The 23343-nt window shown below is 63.9% G+C and carries 22 protein-coding genes and 2 tRNA genes; 10 read left to right on the top strand and 14 right to left on the bottom strand.

The window, feature by feature from the left end; translation table 11 throughout:
- Positions 1–192 precede the first annotated feature (192 nt).
- From ABIB78_RS24015 to ABIB78_RS24025, 3 genes are all read right to left on the bottom strand, one after another.
- Positions 193–1866, bottom strand: coding sequence for a bifunctional metallophosphatase/5'-nucleotidase (locus ABIB78_RS24015; protein ID WP_429029069.1), 1674 nt, complete (start codon positions 1864–1866; stop codon positions 193–195).
- Between the two features lie 61 nt (positions 1867–1927).
- Positions 1928–2689 (bottom strand): crotonase/enoyl-CoA hydratase family protein, encoded by a 762-nt coding sequence (locus ABIB78_RS24020; protein WP_429029070.1) that lies wholly within the window; start codon positions 2687–2689, stop codon positions 1928–1930.
- Between the two features lie 154 nt (positions 2690–2843).
- Positions 2844–3071, bottom strand: coding sequence for a hypothetical protein (locus ABIB78_RS24025; RefSeq protein WP_429029071.1), 228 nt, complete (start codon positions 3069–3071; stop codon positions 2844–2846).
- Here ABIB78_RS24025 and paoA point away from each other — a divergent pair.
- Genes paoA through paoC form a run of 3 tightly spaced genes read left to right on the top strand, consistent with a single transcriptional unit; the run spans position 3070 to position 6882 of the window.
- Positions 3070–3711: an aldehyde dehydrogenase iron-sulfur subunit PaoA gene (gene paoA, locus ABIB78_RS24030; RefSeq protein ID WP_429029072.1), complete on the top strand. Its 642-nt coding sequence runs from the start codon at positions 3070–3072 to the stop codon at positions 3709–3711. The genes ABIB78_RS24025 and paoA overlap by 2 nt on opposite strands.
- Complete coding sequence (locus tag ABIB78_RS24035; RefSeq protein WP_429029073.1) at positions 3708–4658, top strand: FAD binding domain-containing protein; 951 nt, start codon at positions 3708–3710, stop codon at positions 4656–4658. Before paoA ends, ABIB78_RS24035 begins: the two co-directional genes overlap by 4 nt.
- Before the next feature lie 16 nt (positions 4659–4674).
- Positions 4675–6882: an aldehyde oxidoreductase molybdenum-binding subunit PaoC gene (gene paoC, locus ABIB78_RS24040; RefSeq protein ID WP_429029074.1), complete on the top strand. Its 2208-nt coding sequence runs from the start codon at positions 4675–4677 to the stop codon at positions 6880–6882.
- Positions 6883–6978: 96 nt separating this feature from the next.
- Here the strand turns inward: paoC and ABIB78_RS24045 are convergent, their stop codons facing one another.
- The 3 genes from ABIB78_RS24045 to ABIB78_RS24055 all read right to left on the bottom strand — a co-directional run bounded on the left by ABIB78_RS24045 (position 6979) and on the right by ABIB78_RS24055 (position 9290).
- The gene (locus ABIB78_RS24045; RefSeq protein WP_429029075.1) at positions 6979–7707 is read right to left on the bottom strand and encodes an alpha/beta fold hydrolase; all 729 of its coding nucleotides are present in this window, start codon (positions 7705–7707) and stop codon (positions 6979–6981) included.
- Between the two features lie 103 nt (positions 7708–7810).
- Positions 7811–8374, bottom strand: coding sequence for a DinB family protein (locus ABIB78_RS24050; RefSeq protein ID WP_429029076.1), 564 nt, complete (start codon positions 8372–8374; stop codon positions 7811–7813).
- A 25-nt stretch (positions 8375–8399) separates the two neighbouring features.
- Complete coding sequence (locus ABIB78_RS24055; RefSeq protein ID WP_429029077.1) at positions 8400–9290, bottom strand: LysR substrate-binding domain-containing protein; 891 nt, start codon at positions 9288–9290, stop codon at positions 8400–8402.
- Positions 9291–9485: 195 nt separating this feature from the next.
- Between ABIB78_RS24055 and ABIB78_RS24060 the strand changes: the two genes are divergently transcribed.
- From ABIB78_RS24060 to ABIB78_RS24075, 4 genes are all read left to right on the top strand, one after another.
- Positions 9486–10148, top strand: a complete 663-nt coding sequence (locus tag ABIB78_RS24060; protein WP_429029078.1) for a hypothetical protein — start codon at positions 9486–9488, stop codon at positions 10146–10148.
- Between the two features lie 21 nt (positions 10149–10169).
- On the top strand, positions 10170–10571 hold the full coding sequence (locus ABIB78_RS24065; RefSeq protein ID WP_429029079.1) for a nuclear transport factor 2 family protein: 402 nt from the start codon (positions 10170–10172) through the stop codon (positions 10569–10571).
- A gap of 41 nt (positions 10572–10612) precedes the next feature.
- Complete coding sequence (locus ABIB78_RS24070) at positions 10613–11305, top strand: VOC family protein (RefSeq protein ID WP_429029080.1); 693 nt, start codon at positions 10613–10615, stop codon at positions 11303–11305.
- 162 nt (positions 11306–11467) lie between these two features.
- Positions 11468–12520: a lytic transglycosylase domain-containing protein gene (locus ABIB78_RS24075; protein WP_429029081.1), complete on the top strand. Its 1053-nt coding sequence runs from the start codon at positions 11468–11470 to the stop codon at positions 12518–12520.
- Positions 12521–12614: 94 nt separating this feature from the next.
- On the opposite strand, the gene ABIB78_RS24080 is transcribed toward ABIB78_RS24075, so the two are convergent.
- A complete protein-coding gene (locus ABIB78_RS24080; protein ID WP_429029082.1) occupies positions 12615–14393 on the bottom strand; it encodes an acyl-CoA dehydrogenase in 1779 nt (592 codons plus the stop codon).
- A 226-nt stretch (positions 14394–14619) separates the two neighbouring features.
- Here ABIB78_RS24080 and ABIB78_RS24085 point away from each other — a divergent pair.
- Positions 14620–14694, top strand: a tRNA-Gln gene (locus tag ABIB78_RS24085).
- Between the two features lie 2 nt (positions 14695–14696).
- On the opposite strand, the gene ABIB78_RS24090 is transcribed toward ABIB78_RS24085, so the two are convergent.
- The 6 genes from ABIB78_RS24090 to ABIB78_RS24115 form a co-directional block, all read right to left on the bottom strand.
- Positions 14697–16028, bottom strand: coding sequence for a hypothetical protein (locus tag ABIB78_RS24090; protein WP_429029083.1), 1332 nt, complete (start codon positions 16026–16028; stop codon positions 14697–14699).
- Between the two features lie 556 nt (positions 16029–16584).
- Complete coding sequence (locus ABIB78_RS24095; RefSeq protein WP_429029084.1) at positions 16585–17829, bottom strand: type II toxin-antitoxin system HipA family toxin; 1245 nt, start codon at positions 17827–17829, stop codon at positions 16585–16587.
- On the bottom strand, positions 17822–18127 hold the full coding sequence (locus tag ABIB78_RS24100) for a helix-turn-helix domain-containing protein (protein ID WP_429029085.1): 306 nt from the start codon (positions 18125–18127) through the stop codon (positions 17822–17824). The genes ABIB78_RS24095 and ABIB78_RS24100 overlap by 8 nt, the downstream gene beginning before the upstream one ends.
- Positions 18128–18546: 419 nt before the next feature.
- Positions 18547–18621: transfer RNA gene (locus ABIB78_RS24105), tRNA-Val, on the bottom strand.
- Positions 18622–18766: 145 nt separating this feature from the next.
- Complete coding sequence (locus ABIB78_RS24110; protein WP_429029086.1) at positions 18767–20062, bottom strand: hypothetical protein; 1296 nt, start codon at positions 20060–20062, stop codon at positions 18767–18769.
- 154 nt (positions 20063–20216) lie between these two features.
- Positions 20217–20822 (bottom strand): DUF1134 domain-containing protein, encoded by a 606-nt coding sequence (locus tag ABIB78_RS24115; protein WP_429029087.1) that lies wholly within the window; start codon positions 20820–20822, stop codon positions 20217–20219.
- A gap of 153 nt (positions 20823–20975) precedes the next feature.
- On the opposite strand from ABIB78_RS24115, the gene ABIB78_RS24120 reads away from it, so the two are divergent.
- Complete coding sequence (locus ABIB78_RS24120) at positions 20976–21440, top strand: YHS domain-containing (seleno)protein (RefSeq protein WP_429029088.1); 465 nt, start codon at positions 20976–20978, stop codon at positions 21438–21440.
- Here the strand turns inward: ABIB78_RS24120 and cysQ are convergent, their stop codons facing one another.
- On the bottom strand, positions 21441–22268 hold the full coding sequence (cysQ, locus tag ABIB78_RS24125) for a 3'(2'),5'-bisphosphate nucleotidase CysQ (protein ID WP_429029089.1): 828 nt from the start codon (positions 22266–22268) through the stop codon (positions 21441–21443).
- 140 nt (positions 22269–22408) lie between these two features.
- Here cysQ and chpT point away from each other — a divergent pair, with 140 nt between their 5' ends.
- Entirely contained in the window at positions 22409–23056 is a 648-nt protein-coding gene (gene chpT / locus ABIB78_RS24130; RefSeq protein WP_429029090.1) for a histidine phosphotransferase ChpT, read from the top strand.
- The last annotated feature ends 287 nt before the right edge of the window (positions 23057–23343 follow it).

Raw genomic sequence — 23343 nt, forward strand, 5'->3', positions numbered from 1 at the left:
TCGATCCTGATCCTCATCGAAATCCATGGGCTGTCATGCCCCGCGCATGCGGGGCATCCAGTACGCCGCGGCGTCAGTGACAGTACGCCGCGGCGTCAGTGAGGAACCACGCGGCCGCAGGGTACTGGATACCCCGCATGCGCGGGGTATGACACCTCGGAGTTGGGCAAAGCTTCGCGTGCTGCTGCCGGCTCAATTGATCCGCTCGATCCGCTTTCCGGCCGCCGGGCCGACCGGGCTGTTGGCCTTGAAGTAGGCATAGAGTGCATCGACGTCGTAGATGCCGAACTGCTGCGCTGTTCCTTCCTTGAACACCGTGAAGCCGTCGCCGCCCTCGGCGAGGTAATTATTCACGGTGACGCGGTAGCTCGCGGCCGGATCGATCGGCTTGCTGTCGAGCGACATCCGCGCGGCGATGATGCGCGCGCCATCGGGCTTGCTCGCATCCCACGCATAAGCAAAGCCTCTTGAAACTTGCAGGGCGCGCGGTCGTTTAGGGTCGGCCCATTGCTGCTCCAGCACGTCCTTCAGCTGCTTGCCGGTCAGCGTCATCGTCACGAGCTGGTTGCGGAACGGCTGGCTTGCGAAGATATCGGCATAGGTGACCGCGCCGTCCTCGCGCCTGACGATATCGGTGCGCACGCCGCCGGGATTGGTGAAGGCGATCAACGCGCCGCCGTTGGGCTCAGCGCTGGTTGCGAGCAGCTGTGCATCGGCAACGATATCGCCGAGCGGGCTTTCGCCTGTCTCGGCGGGCGTACGCGACAGCGTTTCCGTGACCGAGCCTGCCGCGCGGTTGGCGATCGGCGCGGCCAGCCGGTCATAGGCTTCCAGCAGCGCGCTCTGCTCGGGATCCTTGGCCGTGCCGGCGATCCGCACGATGGTATTGTCGGCCTTAGCGCTGATCACGTCACGGGTCTTCGGATCGAGCTGAAGATCGATCGCAGTGACCAGCGTGCCGTATTTGTCGCCGGAGGTGACGAGACGTCCGTCGATCTCGCAGACATAGGCTTGGTGGGTGTGGCCGGAGATCACGACGTCGACCGCCTTGTCGAACTTGTGGACGATGTCGACGATCGGCCCGGAGATCCCGGGACATTCATTATAGCCGCCGGTTGGAAACCCGCCTTCGTGGATCAGCACCACGATCGCCTCGACCCCGCGCGCCTTCAGTTCGGGGATCAACGCATTGACGGTCTCCGCCTCGTCGCGGAATTCGAGGCTCGCGACGCCGGCCGGCGACACCAGGTTCGGCGTGTTCTTCAGCGTCAGCCCGATGAAGGCCACCGGAATGCCGTCGAATTCCTTGATCTCGTAGGGCGGAAACACCGGCTTGCCGGTGGCCCTGTCGATCGTAGAGGCGGCGAGATAGCGGAATTTGGCGCCGGTGAAGGGGTGCGGCCCCTGGCACTTGTCGACCGGATGGCAGCCGCCATTCTGCATCCGCAGCAGCTCGTCCTTGCCCTCGTCGAATTCATGATTGCCGACCGACGAGATCGCAAGCCCCATCATCGACAGCGACTCGATGGTCGGCTCGTCGTGAAACATCGCCGATAGGAATGGGCTCGCGCCGATCAGGTCGCCGGCCGCGACGAAGATGCTGTTCTTGTGTCCTACCCGCAGCTGCCTGACAACGGTTGCCACCCGCTCGGCGCCGCCGGCGGGCACCATGATCTTCCTGGTCGGATCAGCGGGATCGGTGATGCGGATGCCGCCCGGCGGCGGCCGCAGATAGCCGTGGAAATCGTTGATCGCGAGAATGCGCAAGTCGACTGGCGCTGCGGCGCTCTGCGCCAGGAAGGGGCTTGCCGCGACCAGTCCGAGTGCGCAGAGGGCGGCGAGAGGTGTGAGGCGGGGCTGTCTCATGACCGGTCCATGGAACACACGATCATGGCGCGACGCCACTACAATTTTGCGACGCTTCGTTTCAATCCTTCGTGCGCGCCATGAATGCCCGGAAGGCGTCGACCGCTTCCTTGGAACGCATCCGTTCGCTGAACAGATGGTTCTCCTGCTCGATGCGGCGGGTGACGTCCTCCGGCGGCAGCCGGATCAGCCGCCGCGAGATCGCCACCGCCTCGGCCGGCAGCGCGCAGATCTCGCGCGCCACCTTGTGCGCCTCGACCTCGGCATGGCCCGGCGCGACCACGGTGTTGACGAAGCCGGCGACGCGGGCATCGTCGGCCGACATGGTGCGACCCATCACCAGCATCGCGAAGGCGCGCTGGTGGCCCATCATGCGCGGCATCAACAGGCTGGAGGCGCCTTCCGGCACCAGGCCGAAATTGGAGAACGGCGTCGAGAACAGCGCGGCCTTGCTGGCCAGCACATAGTCGCAGTGGAACAGCATCGTGGTGCCGATGCCCATCGCGACGCCGTCGACGGCGGCGATGATCGGCTTCACATTGTGGGCCAGTGAGTACAGGAACTTGACCAGGTCGGAGGCGGGCGGCGTCTCGCCGCTCGAGGTGCCCTGCTCGAGCAGGTCCTCGATGTCATTGCCGGCCGTGAACACGCCTGACCCGCCGGTGATGATCAGGCAACGGATTTTTGGATTGTTCTGCGCCTTGTCGATCGCATCGCTGAGCGCGCGAAACATCTCCTGGGTGATCGCGTTCTTCTTCTCGGGCCTGCGCAGCCGGATCACGCGCGTGGCGGCTTCGTCGGTCACTATGACATGCGCGGTCATCAAGCGGTCCCAGGGTCGGCCGGCATCGTCGCCGGTGGAGGTCGTGTAGCCATCCTACATGATCCCGTGCGAGCCCCAAGAGCTCCAGCGTGTTCCGCGACGCTTTTCCTCCTGGACGATACTCTTGGACGAGCATGAGGACGGCGCAATGCAGTTAACCGGAATTTTGTGACTCCGGGCAGGGGACCTTGGTCGTGGGGCGGACCTGCACGGTGATGCCGCGCAGATTGGCCGCGCCACGATGGCGCAGCTGGCCCGCCGGTATTCCGGCGAGAAACATTTCGTGGTCCGCGGCATTCACCCCTGCAGCCCGGCAGCCCATGCAGAGCTCATGCTCGGTTCCGTCCCTGAGGCGCCGGCTCGCGTGAGAGGAGAGCATCATGCAGATCTCCGGACGTTTGGAACTATCCCGGCGCCATCTGTTGGTTGTTGGAGCCGCCTCGCTTGCGTCGTCGTCGATCGCGCCGCCGCCGCCCGCGGCCGCCCAATCTGCCCCGACCGGAGCGCCCGTGATGACGAGAGTATCCTTTGACGTGAACGGTGAAACCCATCAGCTCGAGCTCGATACCAGGACCACGCTGCTCGATGCCTTGCGTGAGCATCTGCACCTGACCGGTACCAAGAAGGGCTGTGACCACGGCCAATGCGGTGCGTGCACGGTGATCATTGACGGACGGCGGATCAATTCATGCCTGACGCTCGCCGTGATGCATCAGGGCGACGAGATCACGACAATCGAGGGTCTCGGCACGCCGGACGGGCTGCATCCGCTGCAGGCGGCGTTCGTCGAGCACGATGGCTATCAGTGCGGCTATTGCACGCCGGGCCAGATCTGCTCGGCGGTCGCGGTGCTTGCCGAGGTCAAGGCCGGCATCCCCAGTCATGTCACGGCCGATTTGAATGCGCCGGTGCGATTGACCAATGCCGAGCTTCGCGAGCGCATGAGCGGCAACATCTGCCGCTGCGGCGCCTATTCCAACATCGCCGAGGCGATCAGCGAAGTCGCCGGGAGGAGCGCATGAGATCATTCAGCTATGAGCGTGCCAGCTCGCCGGGCGCCGCGGCCGCAGCCGCCGCCGGCACCGCGAACGCAAAGTTCATCGCCGGCGGCACCAATCTGCTCGACCTGATGAAGCTCGAGATCGAGACGCCGGCCCATCTGATCGACGTCAACGGCCTGGCGCTCGACCGGATCGAGGCGACCGCGGACGGCGGCCTGCGGATCGGCGCGCTGGTGCGCAACACCGACCTGGCCGCGGATCGGCGCGTGCGGCGTGACTACGGCGTGCTGTCGCGCGCGCTGCTCGCCGGCGCTTCGGGCCAGCTGCGCAACAAGGCGACGACTGCGGGAAATCTGCTGCAGCGGACGCGCTGTCCCTATTTCTACGACACCAATCTGCCATGCAACAAGCGCAAGCCCGGCAGCGGCTGTGCCGCGATCGGCGGCTTCAGCCGTCAGCATGCGGTGGTCGGTGCAAGCGACGCCTGCATCGCGACCCACCCGAGCGACATGGCGGTGGCGATGCGCGCGCTCGATGCGATGGTTGAGACCGTGCGGCCAGACGGCACCACGCGCAGCATCCCGATCGCGGACCTGCATCGCTTGCCCGGTGACAGTCCCGAGATCGAAACCACTCTGCAAGCCGGCGAATTGATCACCGCGGTGACGCTGCCAAAACCCGTCGGCGGCACGCAGGCCTATCGCAAGGTCCGCGACCGCGCCTCTTATGCCTTTGCATTGGTCTCGGTCGCGGCGATCGTGCAGCGCGACGGCACCGGCCGCGTCGCGCTCGGCGGCGTCGCACACAAGCCGTGGCGGGTCGAGGCGGCGGAGGCGGAGTTGCCTGATGGCGCCAAGGCGGTCACGGCGCGGCTGTTCGCCGATGCAAGGCCGACCAGGGACAATGCGTACAAGCTGCCGCTCGCCGAGCGAACGCTGGCGGCGGTGCTGCGCGAGGCCAGGGCTTGAGATGAGGAATTAGGACATGCGCTTTGAACATCCCGCGACCTTCAACCCGATCGATCAGCTCAGGGTGATCGGTCATCCGACCAGCCGGATCGAAGGGCCCAAGAAGACCACGGGCACTGCGCCCTACGCCTATGAGCGGCACAACGTCGTGGCCAACCAGGCCTATGGCTATGTGGTCGGCTCCGCGATCGGCAAAGGCCGGATCGCCGCGATTGATTTCGAAGCGGCGAAGGCTGCGCCCGGCGTGCTCGCCATCGTCACTGCGGACAACGCCGGCAAGCTCGGCAAGGGCGAGCGCAACGCGGCGCCGCTGCTCGGCGGGCCCGAGATCGCGCATTACCACCAGGCCGTCGCCATCGTCGTCGCCGGGACATTTGAGCAGGCGCGCGCCGCGGCGCAACTGGTCCGGATCGATTACGTAAAGGGCGACGGCAAATTCGATCTTGCCGCTGAACGAGATAAGACCAGCACGCCGAACCCCTCGTTTGGCGGCCCGGCCGATACCGCCGTCGGCGATTTCGCCTCCGCCTTCGCCGCAGCGCCCGTGCAGCTCGACGCCACCTACACCACGCCCGATCAGGGCCACGCGATGATGGAGCCGCATGCCTCGATCGCGGCCTGGAATGGCGACAAGCTCACGGTCTGGACCTCGAACCAGATGATCGCCTGGGGTGCGGAGGACCTGGCGAAGACGCTTGGTATTTCCAGGGAGAATGTCCATGTGGTGTCGCCCTATATCGGCGGCGGCTTCGGCGGCAAATTGTTCCTGCGCGCGGACGTGCTGCTCGCCGCGCTCGGCGCGCGCGCGGCGGGCCGTCCGGTCAAGGTCGCGCTGCAACGTCCGCTGATGTTCAACAACACCACGCACCGGCCGGCGACCATCCAGCGCATCCGCATCGGCGCCGAGCGCGACGGCAGGATCACCGCGATCGGCCATGAAAGCTGGTCCGGCAATGTCAGCGGGGGCGAGCCCGAGATGGCGGTGAGCCAGACGCGGCTGCTCTATGCCGGCGCCAACCGGATGACGGCGACGCGGCTGGCGGCGCTCGATCTGCCCGAGGGCAATGCGATGCGTGCTCCCGGAGAAGCCTCCGGCATGATGGCGCTCGAGATCGCGATCGACGAACTCGCCGAGAAGCTCGGTGTCGATCCGGTCGCGCTGCGCATCACCAACGACACCCAGGTCGATCCGGAGCATCCGCAGCGGCCCTTCTCGCAGCGGCAACTCGTGCAGTGCTTGAGCGACGGCGCGGCGCGGTTCGGCTGGAGCAAGCGCAACCCGAAACCCGGCCAGGTCCGCGATGGACGCTGGTTGCTCGGGATGGGCGTTGCCGCCGCCTTCCGCAACAATCTCGTGACCAAATCGGCGGCGCGCGTTCGTCTCGACCAGCAGGGAACGGTGACGGTCGAGACCGACATGACCGACATCGGAACCGGCTCCTACACCATCATCGCACAAACCGCCGCCGAGATGATGGGCGTGCCGCTGGACAAGATCGGCGTGCGGCTCGGCGATTCCGACTTCCCGGTATCCTGCGGCTCAGGCGGGCAGTGGGGCGGTAACAATTCCACCGCCGGCGTCTATGCGGCCTGCGTCAAGCTGCGCGAGACCATTGCGCAGAAGCTCGGTTTCAACTCGGCAGAGGCGATATTTGCCGACGGCGTGGTCCGCTCCGGCAATCGCAGCGTGCCGCTGGCGCAGGCGGCCGGTGGAGGCGATCTCGTCGCGGAGGACGCCATCGAGTATGGCGACCTCGCCAAGACCTATCAGCAATCGACCTTCGGCGCGCATTTCGTCGAGGTCGGCGTCGATGCCGACACGGCGGAAATTCGCGTGCGGCGGATGCTTGCGGTCTGCGCGGCAGGCCGCATCCTCAATCCGAAGGCGGCGCGCAGCCAGGTGATCGGTGCGATGACGATGGGCGTGGGCGCGGCCTTGATGGAGGATCTGGTGGTCGACAAGCGTCACGGCCTGTTCGTCAATCACGACCTCGCCGCCTACGAGGTGCCGGTTCATGCCGACATTCCGCATCAGGACATGGTCTTCCTCGACGAGACCGACCCGATGTCGTCGCCGATGAAGGCCAAGGGCGTCGCCGAGCTCGGCATCTGCGGCGTCGCCGCCGCAGTCGCCAACGCGGTCTATAATGGGACCGGCGTACGCGTGCGCGAATACCCGATCACGCTCGACAAGCTACTCGCGCTGATGCCGGAGCCGGCCTAGAGCTTCGGTTCTGATAGAATCAGAACCGAAGCTCTAAATTCTTGTTTTGACGCGTTTTCTTCACGCGAACCGGTATCCACTTCGCTCGAAAACGCTCTAGCCGCGCCCGACAAACGAGCCGATGCCGCGGCCGATCGCGGCGCCGTGCTCAAGCAGCGCGCCGAGGTGATCGCCGGGGACCGACATCGCATAGAGGCCGTTCTCAGCTGCAAAACGCTGCATCGGCGCATGCGGGCCGTCGTCCTGGCCGTTCCAGAGCAGCACCGGCACGCGCGAGGAGAGCACGGCGTCCTTGGCGCCGTCGACCTGACCGAGCGCATCGAAGCAGGCGCGCACGCCGCCTTCGAGATCCGGCGTCACCCATTCGGCGAGCTGCGGCACGGTGCGGCGGGCAAAGGTGATGAAGGCGCCATAGGTCAGCGGGCCGGCATTGCCGCGCGGCAATCCGGTGAGAAAGTCCCAGCCGCCGATCGCCAGCGACGCCAGCCGCGTCGGGAAAAACCGGGCGACGCCGACCGCGACCCAGCCGCCCATCGAATGTCCCACCACATGCGCGCGCTCGCCGCCGAGATCGTCGATCACGGCAACGATGTCGCCGGCGCGCTGCGCCTGATTGTAGAGCGCCGGGTCGGCGGGCTTGTCGCTCAAGCCGTGCCCGAGCGAATCGACGCAGACGACACGAAAGCGATCGGCAAGCGCGTCGACCACGCCGCATTGCTTCCAGCTCGCGGCGTCGAGCAGCAGGCCGTGCTGCAGCACGATCAGCGGCCCGGATCCCTCGATGGTGTAGTGGATGCGCTGGCCCCGATGATTGGCAAAAGGCATTGATAGAGTTCCCCACGTTTCACCAGAGGTGAGCGCGGAGGCCTCGGTATTCAAGACCTCGTTCCGGATCGGGAACCAATCCACGTTGCCCGGAAGCTCGCCCTCAGCCGCCCCACACCGTGGCCTCGCTCCAGCCGAGGTCCTTGAACTCGGCTGCCCGGAGCGGGGCTTCGCCGGCCGAGAAAAATTCGTCGAGCTGCGGCGGCTTGACCGAGGTTTCCGAGAGCATCGCATGGGCCTGGCCGCGATGATGGATCTGATGCTGGAATAGATGCATCAGAAGACGGTCGCGCCGCTCGGTCTGCACGGTGGTGTCGCGATTGACTTTGACGGCATCATCGAGCCGTTCAGGCGTCAGCGCATCGGAATGAACGATCAGGCGCTGGTCGATCGCGCGCTGCGCAGCTTTCAGCTCGGCGACCGACGGGCAGGGTACTTCGTTGGCCCACGCTTTCGGCCCGAGCCAGCCGCCTTCGAGCGCGTCGATGTAGAAGAGGTCGACGACATGGATGTGGTTCAGCGTCGCCTGCAGGCTCGGGAAGAACCCGGTCCGCGCGGCGGCAAATTCCGCCTGGCTGAGACCGCCGCAGGCCGTGAGCAGGCGATGGTTGGCCCAGGCATTGTTGTAGGCAAGGGCACGAAAAGTCTGAACGAGGCTCGCCGGCATATCGGTCCTCACTGGATTGAATGGGTCAGGCAGGCGCCGCGGCCAGCCGGCCGACCCGCGACAGCAAGAGCTTCAGGATCGGCGATTTGTTGGCCTTGTGGTAGGCGAGCACCAGGTCCAGCGTCGGCGCCTCTCCCTGCACCGGGCGGGTGGTGATCGTATCCGGCAGATAGCGCGCCGTGTAGGCCGGCAGCAGCATTACCGCATGCGTGGAGGTGATCATCGATATCGCGTGCACGACATTGTGGACCTCGTGCTCCGGCTTGAGATCGATGCCGGCGCGGTTGAAATAGTCCAGCACGACACGGCGCACCGCCGGCGCCGATTTGGACGGCAGATAGAAGGTCTCGTTGCCGATGTCTTCCGGCGCGATGGCGGCCTGCGCTGCCAAACGGTGGTTGCTCGGAAACACGAAGACCAGCGGATCGGTGCGCACGCGCTTGCAGGCGAGGTCTTCCATGTTGTCGTCCGACCGCATGAAGGCGGCGTCGAGCTTGCGTCGCATCAGGGCCTTGGCGAGCAAAGGCGAGTAATCGCTCGACAGGCGGATGTCGATGCCGGGAAATTCCTCGCGCAGCACGCGGGTCACCTCGGGCAGCAGATCGATTTCGGCGCCTGACAGGAAGCCAAGCGAGAAAACGGGCTTCGGCGGCTGTGCTGCGCGCAGCGCCGCTTCCTTGGCAGCCTCGGCCTGCAACAGCGCCATTCTTGCGTGATCCAGAAACGCCCTGCCGGCCGCGGTCAGCTCGATGCCCTGGGCGCCGCGGTTCAGCAGCTGCACACCGACCTCCTGTTCGAGATCGCGGATCTGCCGGCTGAGCGAGGGCTGCGAGGTGTGGAGTTTCTGCTCGGCGGCAACCGTCAGGCTGCCTGCATCGGCCACGGCTACGAAGTAGCGCAGATGCCGGAGCTCCATCACCGTCTCCCGATCACAGCTTGCCAGTGCAGCCTGCCAAGTTTCGTTGCAATGTCTCGGCCATGTCTCGCAGGCATGGGGCCAGCTTACAAAGTCTTTTTCAAGCAGGCCAGCGCGCTCTATAGCGAAGCGTATTCCCATTGCGGGTTCTGCCTCGCAGGCAGAGGATCCGTGCGAAGCCAAGCCGGAGTGCGCATGCGGATAAGCCTCGGAGCATTGCTGCTGGTGCTGACGGGGCTCGGCAGCGCCGCGGCGCAATCCGGCGATCAAACGAGGGCAAGCGCCATGGATAACGACGTCGCAACGATCAAGCGGGCACTTGCCGGCAGCTGGGAGAGCATCGCGCCCGAGATCCGGCCGAGCAAGAGCCCGGATGGCTCGATCAAGCCGTTCTATCTCAAGCGTGCCTTCACTTACCAGTCCTCGGATCGCTTCGAGCTCGTGGTCGTCAACTCGGCCGATCCGTATGGCAAGGCGCCGCTGGCGCGGATCCGGATCGTTGGGCACATGCAGTGGCAGGGCGCACATCCGATCGCACCGGGCGCGCATAAGGTCGATTTCATCGCCGACGAGGCCTATGAAGTGATGCCGCTGACGCAGGGCTTTGCCGATGTGCTCAACAAGGTCGCTTCCGCCGGCTATTTGCCGTGGGCGGTCGACGCGCCGCAGAGCATCTTCGGCAAATCCTTCGCGCCCTTTGCGCTGAAGGAAGGCGCCAGCTTCATGGAATACGACCTCGTCTTTCTCAGGGGCGATCTGCTGTTCTGGGGCGCCCGCAATGTCGACGGCCGCGGCTTCGATACCGAGCAGAACCGCCCGACCAATCTGCAGATCCCGCTGGTGCGGAAGCAACCCTGATTTCGTCAAGGGAGCGTAGCCATGAACGCGTCGAACCAGGATCGCCGCGTCCAGTTCGTGCTGGACGCATTCGATACCCTGTTCAACAAGCGCGACTATGCCGCCGCCGAGCGGCTCTGGTCGCCTCGTTACATCCAGCACAGCGCGCACATTGCGCCGGGCCGGGACGGGCTGTTCGATCTCGTCAAGGGCTTGCCCGCGACGCTGCGCTATGAGAACCATGTTGGCGCGGCGAGCGGCGATTTCGTCATTCTGCACGGCCGGTTCAGCGGTCATGGTTTGCCGGCGGCGTGGGTCGTCGCCGATATCGTGCGAATGGAGGGGGACGTGCTCGCCGAGCATTGGGACGTCATCCAGGACGAGGCAAAGCGCGAACAGTCGCGCAGCGGCTTGCCGATGTTTGGCGATCGCTTCCCCGGCTGAGCCGGCGCGGCGAGCGCACATGGCGGCTGGGGAGACCGGACATGCAGCTTGCGAAGAACGTGATCGACATCGGCCTTTCCTCGAACAATCTCGAACCGATGTTGCGGTTCTGGCAGCAGGATGCCGGGCTTCGCTTCGACCATGTGCAGCCGATCCGCCGCGGCCAGAAGCAGTACCGGCACGACGCGCACGGATCGGTCATCAAGCTCAACCATCATGTCGATCTGCTGCCGGATGCGGCACCGAGCGGCTATCGCGAGCTGATGATTGCGCGAGAGGGCGTCGAAACGCCGCAGCGCATGGCCGACCCTGACGGCAATCGTGTTTGCCTGGTCACGCCGGGACATGACGGCATCACCCAAATTGCCGTTTCCATGGCCGTCCGCGACCTCGCCGCGCATCGCAGGTTCTACGGCGACATTCTCGGCTTTGCCGAGCAATCATGGTGGGGCGGTCCGGCGTTTCGCCTCGGCGACAGCCTCATCCTGCTCAGGGAAGATCGTGCCGCGACCGTCGATCCAATTCGGCAGGCGCGCGGCTGGCGCTACATCACGCTGCAGGTCGCCGATATCGACGCCGTGCATGACGAACTGCGCGCCAAGGGCGTGCGCGAGGGCCTCGCGCCGGTGACGCTTGGCGAGGTCGCGCGGATTTCCATGATCCTTGATCCCGACGGCAACTGGATCGAATTGTCCCGCCGCGCATCGATCGTCGGCAGCCTGTCCGACCACTAGACGGCACGCATCCGCATGCTTGAGGCGGCGTCCCGGTCGGGCATGATCGCTTTGCGCGGCTCGGTTAACCCTTTGTGTCCGGATATCAACCAAATTTTCTGCCCGCCGGAGGCGCGCCGATGATATGATAACGGACACGAACTTCATCTTGATAATCGCTTCATGCAGTCGATTTTCAGGCCGCGGCGGGTTCATCGATTTCCACGAGCGGCTATCGGCTCGGCTTGCCTGCTGCTGTTCGTCCGCTTGGCAAACGCCGAACCCATCGGCAATCCAGCGGTGACGCCGGCCGCGCGAGACGCTGGGCCAGCGCAAACGGAAACATCGCGTCCGAACACGAATATCGGAGAAAGCAATGGTCAGGCCGTCCGGTCGGCGCCGGACCAGCAACCCTCATCCGTTCCGCTTCCGGCGCAACCACCATCGGGGCCCAAGCTCGATGGGCCGCAACAATACTGCAAGGCGTTGGAGCAGGCCGCATTAGAGAACGGCTTGCCGCCGGATTTCTTCGTCCGGCTGATCTGGCAGGAAAGCAACTTCGATCCCAGTTCAGTCAGTCCGGCCGGTGCCCAGGGCATTGCCCAATTCATGCCCGGCACCGCGCGTTGGCGCGGTCTGGCTGACCCGTTCGAGCCATTGCCTGCCTTGCAAGAATCGGCCCGCTGGCTCCGCGAGCTGCGCGAGCAGTTTGGCAATCTTGGCCTTGCCGCGGCTGCCTATAACGGTGGCCCACGGCGCGTTCAGGATTGGCTGGCGGGACGTGGAAACCTGCCCGGCGAAACACGCGCCTATGTCAGGATCATTACCGGCAAGTCTGTTGAGGAATGGGCGCAGAATTCGGTAGAGGACAGAGTCCACACGGACGCTGCGATGGCCTGCAGCGACATTGTGCGCGGCATGCTTATCAGGGCGCTTCCTGCGGTCCCAAGAGAGTCCGTGACAATTGCACAGCAAGCTGCATGGGGACCTTGGGGACTTCAATTGGCCGGCGGCCCGTCGCAATCCAGGGTACTCGCGGATTACCAGCAGCTTCAGAAACGGTTCGCGCCCGTGCTCGGCGATCGCGCACCTCTTGTTCTGAGAACGCTCAGGGCCGGACCTGGCTCGGCATCCTGGTATCTGCTCCGGGTCGCCGAGACGACCCGGGAGCGAGCCAACCAGCTGTGCGCGCGACTCGAGGCAATCGGCGGGCGCTGCCTCGTGTTTCGAAACTAGATGGCACACACGTTGCCAGTCGCCGCTATCCACGCCGTGCATGACCAACTGCGCGCTATCGACAGCAATGACGGCGGAGAGAACGTGGGGCGAACTACCCCGCCAGCACCGCATCAGCGCCGGTGACCGCCTCGGCACCTTCGGTCACCGTCTTCTCCAGCGACGGCGCCTGCACGGCGATGTTCTCGGCAAAGAAGCGCGCCAGTGCGATATAGCGCTGCGGTTCGGCTTCGCCGTTGGCCTTGGCGGCCAGCGCCTCGCCGGCGAGCATGCAGCCGCCGAGCGTCGCGCCGAACAGCCGCAAATAGGGTGTCGCGCCGGCGAGCGCCTCGTTCGGCGCGGAGGCCAGCCGCTCGAGCAGCCATTTGCTGGTGCGCTCGAGCGCGGCGTGGGCCTCGCGCAGCTTGGCGCCGGTGGTGCCGAACGCCGGATCGTTGGAGGTTTCGACCTGCTTGATGATTGCGGCGAGCTCGTCGAGCAGCGCCCAGACCGAGGCGCCGCCATTGGCGCCGAGCTTGCGGGTGACGAGGTCGATCGACTGGATGCCGTTGGTGCCCTCATAGATCGAGGTGATGCGGGCATCGCGGTAGTGCTGCGCGGCGCCGGTCTCCTCGATGAAGCCCATGCCGCCATGGACCTGCACGCCGAGATAGGCGACCTCGTTGCCGATGTCGGTGGAGAAGGCCTTGGCGATCGGGGTCAGCAGCGCGCCGCGCGCCGCCGCATCGGCGCGCACCTTGGCGTCCTTGGCGCGCACCGAGACGTCGAGCGCGACCGCGGTGGCGTAGCAGATCGTGCGCGCCGCCGCCGTCATGCTGCGCATCTGCATCAGCATGCGCTTGACGTCGGGATGCACGATGATCGGATCCATCCCGTCGCCCTTGTGGCCGATCGCCTTGCCCTGCCGGCGCTCCTGCGCATAGGCCAGCGCCTGCTGATAGGCGCGGTCGGCAATGCCGACGCCTTCGAGGCCGACGCCGAGGCGGGCCTGGTTCATCATCGTGAACATGCAGCGCATGCCCTGGTTTTCCTCGCCGATCAGGTAGCCGATCGCGCCACCCTTGTCGCCCATGGTCATGGTGCAGGTCGGCGAAGCGTGCATGCCGAGCTTGTGCTCGACGCCGGAGGCATGGATGTCGTTGCGCTCACCGAGCGAGCCGTCGGCATTGACCATGAATTTCGGAACGAGAAACAGCGAGATCCCCTTGGTGCCGGCAGGTGCATCGGGCAATCGTGCGAGCACGAAGTGCACGATGTTGTCGGTCATGTCGTGCTCGCCATAGGTGATGAAGATCTTGGTGCCCTTGATGCGGTAGGTGCCGTCGGGGGCGCGCTCGGCGCGGGTGCGCAGTGCGCCGACGTCGGAGCCGGCATTCGGCTCGGTGAGCTGCATCGTGCCGGTCCATTCGCCGGTGACGAGCTTCTCGAGATAGATCTTCTTCAGCGCCGCGGTGCCGTGGGCATCGAGCGCCTCGATCGCGGACAGCGTCAGCAAGGGGCAGAGGCCGAAGGCGACATTCGATGCGCTCCAGATCTCGGTGCAGGCGGCGTTGATTGCGAGCGGCAGGCCCTGGCCGCCGAACGCTTCCGGTCCGGACACCGCGTTCCAGCCCGCGGCGGTCCAGCGCTGATAGGCGTCGGGCCAGCCCGGCGCGGTCGTCACCTTGCCGTTGTCGAGCTTGATGCCGTGCTCGTCGCCGACCTTGTTCAGCGGCGCCAGCACATCGGAGGCGAATTTGCCGGCTTCTTCCAGGACCGCAGCCGTGATATCGCCGTCGAAATCGCCGTAATGGCCGGCCTCCACGGCCGCGGCGAGCCCCGCTCCATGATTGAGGGACAGCAGGATATCGTTGATCGGCGCACGGTAGGTCATGGCGTTACTCCCGACGAGGCGTTTGCAAATTGTCATCCCACGAAACAAGCGGCCTCTCAACTGGCAGCGGGTTCGCGCGACGGGGACGGGCGGTTTCGGCCGTGGCCCCGCCGCTCCGTCATCGAGCAACGGCATCATCCTGCGGCCTTCGCGCCTTTTCGATCGCCGCCCTGTTGAAATGGCCTGTTGCACCCTATAGACCGACGTGGCCTTCAAATCGTCGCGTTGGGGCGTAGCCAAGCGGTAAGGCAGCGGATTTTGATTCCGCCATTCGGAGGTTCGATCCCTCCCGCCCCAGCCATCCTATCGCTTTGATTTATCAGGCTGTTTTTGATGGTTCTTGTTCTGTATTCTGTCCGTATTCTGAACGCCGTCCGCCCGCGCATTCTGAACATCTGTTGCCGTTTGGTTCGCCAGCATGTGCGCGTGGCGCTTCCGAGTCGCCGACAGCATTCGTGCCTCGGTCCGCTTGGCGTACCCGGCATAACTTTCCCGGGTGCGGTGAGCCGAGAGCGCGCGGCCCTGTCCCTCGGTCAGTTCCGCCTCCTCGAGTTCGGTCATTCCGCCGTGCCGGCAAGCGTCCAAGGTGAACTCCTTCGGCAGACCGATCTCCTTCCTCATGCGCTGAACGATCTTCTGCATGCCGGAGAACGAGTATGGTTTGGAGACGATCTCTTGATCCTTATCCGAGCTACGGCGCTTGGGGACAATCTCCCGCAAGATCATCGGCACGCCGCGGCGTGTCAGCTTGGCGAGCACGCCTTCGGCTTCCTCATAGAACTTCACAACCTCGCCGGATGGCAAGTGCTCCTCCAGCGGGTGGTCGATCACGGCGCCGGTTTTGTGGTGCTCAATCCGGATCGTCGGCTTCGGTCCGGTCCGGTAGCCCGTCCATTTGATATGGCCGGCGATCACATTCTCTGGGCGCTGCAGCCACTCGAAACAGATGACAGCAGCAGCACCACACTCATGCTCGCCGCGCTCCACGCAGCCGTGCGCGAACTTGTAAACCTGCTCTCGCGTGACGGCGTGCTTCACTAGCTTGACGCGGGTCGCCATCGTGACGCCCAGCCACGGGTTCGGGATGTCGGACGGAAATTCGGCGGGGTGAATGCGGTGGACGACGCGCCAAGCCTTACGGCACAGCACGACCAGCTTTTCAGCGGTCCGTAGGCGGTTGCCTTTGCCTCCCTTCACGAACGCATCGTACAGCTTGTCCGCGCCAAGCGGCGACACCGACTTGATCGGCCGGCCGCCGACCCGATCACCGCGCTTGGTGAGCGTGTCGCAAATCTCACGCATGTTCCATTCGTAATTTCGGCGCGATCGAGGCTTGACCTTCTCAAGGTAGGCGCGGCTTTGTCGGTACTCCCGAAACAGCCAGTCGATGGTTCCGATCCGGGGCGCGGACACGCTCGAGATCGGGAGACCCTTGTGGCCATCCATCCATTCGTCGAAGAGGCCATTCAGCGTCGCCGCACGGCCGCCTTCGCCGCAGGCCTCCGCGTAATCGGTGCCCAGTGGCTCGTTCGGCACCGGGCAACTCATCTTCCGATAGCGGGTAGGGACGTTGTAGTAGAAGGCTGTCTTTCCGGACGCCAGTTTCTTTGGGATGACGTGGCGAGGCAGCTTCACGGTCACAGATCCGCGGCGATGTCGGTTGCCGGGACCATTTCCTGCGGCAGGATTGCCGCGTCCAGGTCGTCCCTGAGCCATAACCGGCGGCGCCCCTCTGATATCCGGGGCGGAGGATACTCTTTCCCGACACGCTTGAGGAAGGCCTCAGCGGTTGGTTCGCCGCAATACCCAGCTGCAATTGCAGCTGACATACGACGCGGCCAAGAACCAGCAGGAATTACCGCAAAACGTGGCATGAACCGTCGAAATCTGAGCTACTGAAACGCGTCCAGTCGTGTGGCGCGGATGCATCTTGCAGATTGCCGCCGACGCTCGAAACCTCGACGGCAGCGAGGTCGCGCAACAAGATAGTAGATCGTACTAAAGGGATGGGTTGCCGGAGCCGCGTAATGGGCCCAGCAAGTAGCTTATGATAACTATTCATACACCTGCTCCCGGCAGCGAACAAAGCGCTTGTGGCAAGTGGTGGTAGGGACCAAATCCGTTCGAGAGATCGTACCAAGCACCCCGGATCATGACGTCGAGTAAGATTCCGGCGAGGATATGAAGGTCGTTAGCCGGGAGGCAAGACGTTGCTCATCATACGGACGTGGTCATCGATTCTCTCAAGCACGGAAGCTGGCACGACGCTTCGCTCGGGCAGCTTCCACCAATGCTCATTTACGGAAGTTACGACCTGTTCTACAGCCATCAGCACCGCCTTTTCCGGAAGCCGGGCGCGGTTGCTGAATTTGCGCCAGACGATGGGAGTAAGCGCCCTAAATGGCTTCTCGCCACCCAGGGAGAGCGCCATTTGGTCTTTCGGAAGATATGGGACTGAGGACAGCACGTCATATACCGGGGCGAGCGCAGGGGTCAGTCCATCACCTGGATAAATAGTCGACCAATTTTTGAGGTGCATGTCGCCGTTTCCGATCAGCGCGGCAAATGCCAAGCGACGTACGAATTCAATCGCGGCGTCAATCGAGACCGCCGCATTCAAGGCGCTGGCGATATCGTGATACGAAGCTCCATCATATTTCCGGGAAGGCGGGACGCCGAAGATTTGAGCGAAGTCTTCAATGTGGATGCGCGCGCCTTTAGCGCCTCGATCAAAGCGTTTGACGAGGAGCACTTTGCCTGTGGAGTGGGTGTTGAACTCTTCGGGAATTCCCTCGAAAGCGGATTTATCGACCAGTTCACGTTCAGGTACATCCATCCCTAGTGCCTCGGAGAGAGCCAGCATCGCGAATTCGTTCTCCGACAGTCCTATATGATTGGTGGATGGGAATTTTGCGATGTATTGGCCCTGTCCATCACCGATGGGCAATGTCAATCCACCTTCCTTGTCGGTGTTCTTCATTACGGAGAGCTTCATTTGTACACCGGCCAGAGAGAAGCGCGCCTTGATCGCGCCGGCGGCACCCGGAGGAGGGGATGTGGCACTTCCGTCGCTTGGCAGTGCGCGCACTGCGCCCGGTAGATCGCCGCCGAGTGCCGTCAGCAGATCAAAGTCGTTCCCAGAACGGACTTTGCCGGCGTGGTGTTTCTCCATCGCTTCGCGAAGCCGTTCTTCGGGTAGCATATTCGCGAAGAATGCGGGGAGCGTGTGCAGTGTAGGTTTTGGATCGTTGCGGAGGCCGCCATTTGCGGATCTGAAGGACAGACTCACTATGGGCGGCTTCGCGAGCTTTCGATATTCCGTTTCGAGGCTGAAGGCGTTGAAGTCGCCTGGCGTTCGGACGATCGTGCCAACCTTGAGGTCCTGGAGGAATACGTCTAGCGATTGAATTTCGTGAGGGGCGCTGACTTTAGGCATGATCGTTATCGTCAGGTTCAATAGTGAATGCTGGGCGGTCATCGTCTTCGGAAGGGCGCAGTAGCGCTTGCACTCCAGGCACCATCGCTTGCGGGATCAGCATCAATTCCATACCGAGCGCGCGGGCAACGTTGATGAGTGTTGTCGCGCGAGCCGCCGCTCCGCCGTTCTCGATGTCGCGATAGCTCGGTCGGGAAATGCCTGCGCGCCCGGCCACCTGCTCTTGCGTCAGTTTTGCCTGTCTCCTGGCATCGTGCAGGATTTTTCCCAAGTCATGTAGAGCGTCGAAGGACTTCATGATAGGTATTCATATCTTTGTTGAGTGAAATGATTAGTTTAGCTATCATTTTGCCGCACAAAGTCAACCGATTTGATCTGCAAACCTATCTTTTAATAGAGAATGATGCCTAAACCTTCCATTGTTTGGGCTTGGAGGCTAACGACAGGGCGAACAAGTCGCGCAAGTCATGCTTGCGTCGAGCAGTCACTCGCAACGACAAGACCTCGATCTGGCGACGAATAGTTCGCCGCGAGCAAAGAGCCGGGCTGGTCCCGCTCAGCTGACACCCGAACGATTTCTCGCGACTACATCGAACGCCACCGGGCCATTGGACTCGAACGGCGGCAAAGGGACATTGATCCCCGATTGTGTCCCGGTTTTTCTGGGGCCTACAAGAGGGGAGGATCGACGCTAAGCTATTGATTTAGCTTGATGAATGGTGGACGCACAAGGGATCGAACCTTGGACCTCTCCCGTGTGAAGGGAACGCTCTCCCGCTGAGCTATGCGTCCGGGATGTGACGTGCCAAGGGCCGCTGGTCGGCGGCCGGTCGAGAATGGCGCTTCGTCAGAGCGTGCGATTTACGAAGTGCCGGGTAGCGGTGTCAAGCCAAGACCTGGAGGAATCAAGACCTGCAGGAACTAAGACCTGCAGGAATCAAGCCCCTTGCTGGCGGGCACGGGACGCGTGTGACTGCAGCGCCCGGATGCGTTCGGCGAGCGTGCCGCCGCCTTCGGGCATCCCGCTGCCCGGCGAGACGCCATTTGCGGCGCCGTTGGCGGGCTTGGCGGCTGCCTTGGCCGGCACGGTCGGCTCTGCCGCCAGCATGGCCTCGATCGCCGAATTGGGGCCTTCGAGCTGGATCGCGAGCTTGGCCACCTCGGCGGCAATGTCGTTGATGCGCTCGCGCAGCAGCGCGTTCTCCATTCGCTCGGTCGCCCACGAGCTCTCGGCCTGCTGCTGGATCGCGTTGATGTCGCGCTGCAGCTTGCCGCGTTCGTCGCTGATGATGCGCAGCTGCTGCTCGACTGCGGCCTTCTCCTGGCGCAACTTCTCGAGCACGGACGACTTGCCGCCGCCCACTGCGGCGATCTCCTCGCGCAGCTCCTGCACCGTCCGCTCTGCGGCGGCGTTGGCCTGCTTGAGCTGGCCGTTCTCGAATTCGCGCTCGGCAAGCAGCTTGCCCTGGGTCGCGAGCCGCGTCTCGAGGTCATTGACGCGGTTGCCGAGCATCTCGGCTTCCTTGACCTGGACGATCAGCTGGCGGTCGAGATCGGTGACGCGCTGGCTCAGATTCTCGACCCGGCCGCGCGCGTCGGTGAGATCGCGCGTTACGGTTTCCGACTGGCTGCGCTCCTGCGCGAGACGGGCCTCGGTTGCCGCGAATTCCCTGGCGGCATCGCCGACGCGGTTCTTCAACTCCTCGACCTGGGTCCGCACCGCGACCAGTTCGATCTGGCGGCTGTCCGCCGTCATCGAGCGGTCATTGAGCTGGGCGTTGATCTTGCCGAGTTCGCTCTGCTTGTCGGTGAGCGCCTGCTCGGCGTTGCGCAACAGCTCGGTCTTGGCTGAGAACTCTTCCTCGGTGGCGCGAAGCTGCTCCTTCATCGCCTTCTCGCGCGCCTCCAGCGCGAAGATCGCGGCGTTCTTCTCGCCCAGCTCGATCTTCATGCGGTTGATCGCGTCGGTCTTCTTGCCGAGCTCGGCGAGCTGGCTCGTGGTTTTGCTCTTGAGCTGGTCGACGCTCATCTCGAGCCGGCGGGCCGACATCGCGAATTCGGCGCGCAGCTGGTCCTTGTCGGCCTGGATCTCGGCCATCGACAGCGGCGTGGCCGCCTCCATGCGGCGCGTGGTCAACCGTACCGCCCGGTTATGCACCAGCGGCACGATCATCAGGCCGCACAGCATCGAGATCAGGAAACCGATCGCCGCGTACATGATCGGCTCGATCATGAAGGGTCACTCCAAGGATAAGTAGAAGGAAAGAAGGAATTTGTTAATCACAATGCCACGGCGGGCCGGCCAAAGGCCAGCCCGTTTGCCGCGTTAACCTGAATCGCTAACCGTGCCGGAGCGCCCGGCGCAATCACCCCGTCTGGGCTACGACCTAGAACGGGTTCCAGGTCGCGCGCGGGGTGAATTTGAGATAGCCGACACTGGCGCCGAGCCGCAAGCCGATGCCCGAGCGAATCGGGACCAGCACGATGCTGTTGGCGGTCAGCGCCGTCATGCCGAAGCCGCCGACAATGTAGGCAGAGCCGTCGATGCCGACGAAGCGCTGGTAGATCGCCTGCGTCGAGGGCAGGTTGTAGACCAGCGTCATGGTCCGGGCACCGTCGCCGCCCCAGTCGAAGCCGACCGAGGGACCCTGCCAATAGACCCGGAGGTCGCCGGCGTTCTTGGTGTAGAGCGTGCCTTCGCCATAGCGCAGCCCGGCCACGAACGCGCCGGAGCCTTCCTCGCCGAGCACATAACCGTTGGGCAGACCCCATTGGCTGACTGCGCGCTCGATGACCGAGGCGAGCCCGCGCGAAACGTTGCCGAAGAACTTGTGTCCGGCGCCGACCAGTTCGTCGGGCCCGTAAGTATACGGGGTCGGTTCACGCTGTGGCGGTGGATATTGCGGCGGTGGGGGCTGCTGCGCGGACGCTCCTGCGCTCCAGCACATCAGCGCGGCAAACGCGACCGCGGCAAGGCGTGATGCGAAAGTCATTAAGAACCCCTGCTATCGAAATCCGGGCGTTGCCCTTTAACCTGATGCCAACAGGCACGGCTCTAGGTTGCGCCCAGTGTCCCCTCGACTCGAATGTTATCGGTATCAACTATGACGGCACAACGGCAGGAAAGATATGGATCGTGCCGGGGGATGGCGTTTTTCGGCCTGTTGGCGGGCATTTTGGCGACCATCTGGCTCCCTTTGCCCGTTCAGGCCACCACGACCGAGCGCGTGGTGACCAACCGCTACTCCGGGTTAGCAATCGAGGGATTCGATCCCGTCGCCTATTTCACCGACGCCACCGCCACCCAGGGGCGGCCGGAATTCGAGGCTGCCGAAAGCGGCGTAGTGTGGCGTTTCCGTAACGAGGGCAACCGCGCCTCGTTCGTGGCGCATCCCGAAATCTACGGCCCGCAGTTCGGCGGTTACGATCCGACCGATCTGGTGCGGGGAGTCACCTGCGCGGGCAATCCGCGATTCTGGGCTGTCGTCGGGAACAGGCTTTATCTGTTCAGCCGGGAACACAGCCGCGACACCTTCGCCGCCGATCCCGCGCGCTTCCTGAAGGAAGCCGCGGCGCGCTGGCCGGAGCTGGAAGAAAATCTCGCGCGGTAGTCACAATGCTGCGGCCGGGTCGCCCCAGGCAATGAATTCGGGCACCAGAAAGTCCTCGCGGCCGAACCCGAAATGCAATTGGCTCCCGTTCGAATCGGTGACCTTGCCGCCGGCCGCAACGACGACCGCGTGACCGGCCGCCACATCCCATTCCGACGTGGGTGACAGACGCGGATAGATATCGACCTCCCCCTCGGCGACACGGCCGAATTTGACGGCCGATCCCAGCACGGCGCGGACCGCGCCGTCGCGTTCGTCGATGAAGGCTTCGGTGCGCGCATCGCCATGTGAACGGCTGACCGCAACGGTCCATGGCGCGCCGCGCGGCGGGCAAGGACGGGTCTTGATCGGCACGGCCTGCGAAACCGCGCCTCGCTGCAGCGTCAACCGTTCAGCGCCCTTGCCGACGATGCCGCGCCAGATCAGGCCGAGCGCAGGCGCACCGACAATGCCGAGCAGCGGCACGCCGTGCGTGACCAGCGCCACATTGACGGTGAATTCATTGCGGCCGGCGACGAACTCCTTGGTGCCGTCGAGCGGATCGATCAGGAAGAAACTGTCCTTGTAGGGCGGCTTCGCCAGATGGACGCGCTCCTCCGACAGCAGCGACACATGCGGCACCAGCCGCGTCAGCCCTTCGACGATGATGTGGTCGGCAGCGAGATCGGCCTCAGTGACCGGCGAACCGTCACTCTTGCCGATGACATTCATTGCGGAACGGTTGACTGCAAGAATCGCCTCTCCGGCCCGGATCACCAGTTCGGTCAGCGATTCGAGCAGCGTAGCGGCGGCCTCGCAACCGATCAGGGACGGCTGTGCCTTATTCATGAGCGGATCTCATATCCTGTTTGTCTTCCCTTATCAGTCCGGCCGCAAGCTGGCAGCATCCGTCTGCGCGGTGTATCAAGCCGACAGGCATGCGTGATTCGCACTCCTCCGTCGGCGTGCGGCTTTCCAGGAAACAATCTATGTCTGGCACTTCGTCTCCCGGTCCCGCTCCCGATGCACTCGAACTCGCGGCGCTCTTGTGTTCGCGGGTCTGTCACGATCTCATCAGTCCGGTCGGCGCGATCGTCAACGGGCTTGAGGTCCTTGACGACAATCCCAAGCCCGAAGATCGCGAATTTGCGCTCGATCTGATCCGCAAGAGCGCCAAGACCGCTTCGGCTCGGTTGCAATTCTGCCGGCTGGCGTTCGGTGCGGCCGGTTCCTCCGGCGCGCAGATCGACCTCGGCGATGCCCAGAACATGGCGAAAGGGCATATCGAGGACGGCAAGGTGACGCTGACCTGGAATTTGCCGCGGCTGCTGCTGCCCAAGAATCGGGTCAAGCTGCTGTTGAACATGCTGGTCATCGCGCAGCAGACCATACCGCGCGGCGGTACGCTCACCATCGATCCGGCGGGCGAGGGCGAGGCCATGAGCTTCCGCATCACGGCCGCGGGCCTCCACGCGCGCGTGCCGCAGAACATCGTCGACCTGCTCAATGCGAGCTCGCCGAACACGGTCGATGCGCATGCGGTGCAACCGCATTACACGCGCCTGCTGGCGGAATCCTGCGGGCTGAAGGTGACGCTGGCGCTCGACGGCGAGAAGGTCATTATCGCCGCCTCCTGAACGCGGCCGCGCCAACATCATTAATCAAAGGTTACGACGGGCCGCGCGATTCAATCGCGCGGCCTTATCTCTTTGTTGATCCCGTTCCTTTCCATTTACTCAACCAAACTTAAACGCTTTGCGGAGAAGCTGACCTAAGTTCCGTCAGGCGCGTCGATGTCGCGCGCCGCTGCGCTTTTGAAGGTTGGGTTCATGGACGATCTGTTGCGCGAGTTCCTGACGGAGAGCAGCGAGAGCCTGGATACGGTCGACAACCAGCTGGTGCAGTTCGAGCAGGATCCGAACAA

The sequence above is a fragment of the Bradyrhizobium sp. I1.14.4 genome, assembly GCF_050435825.1.
Classification (GTDB): Bacteria; Pseudomonadota; Alphaproteobacteria; order Rhizobiales; family Xanthobacteraceae; genus Bradyrhizobium.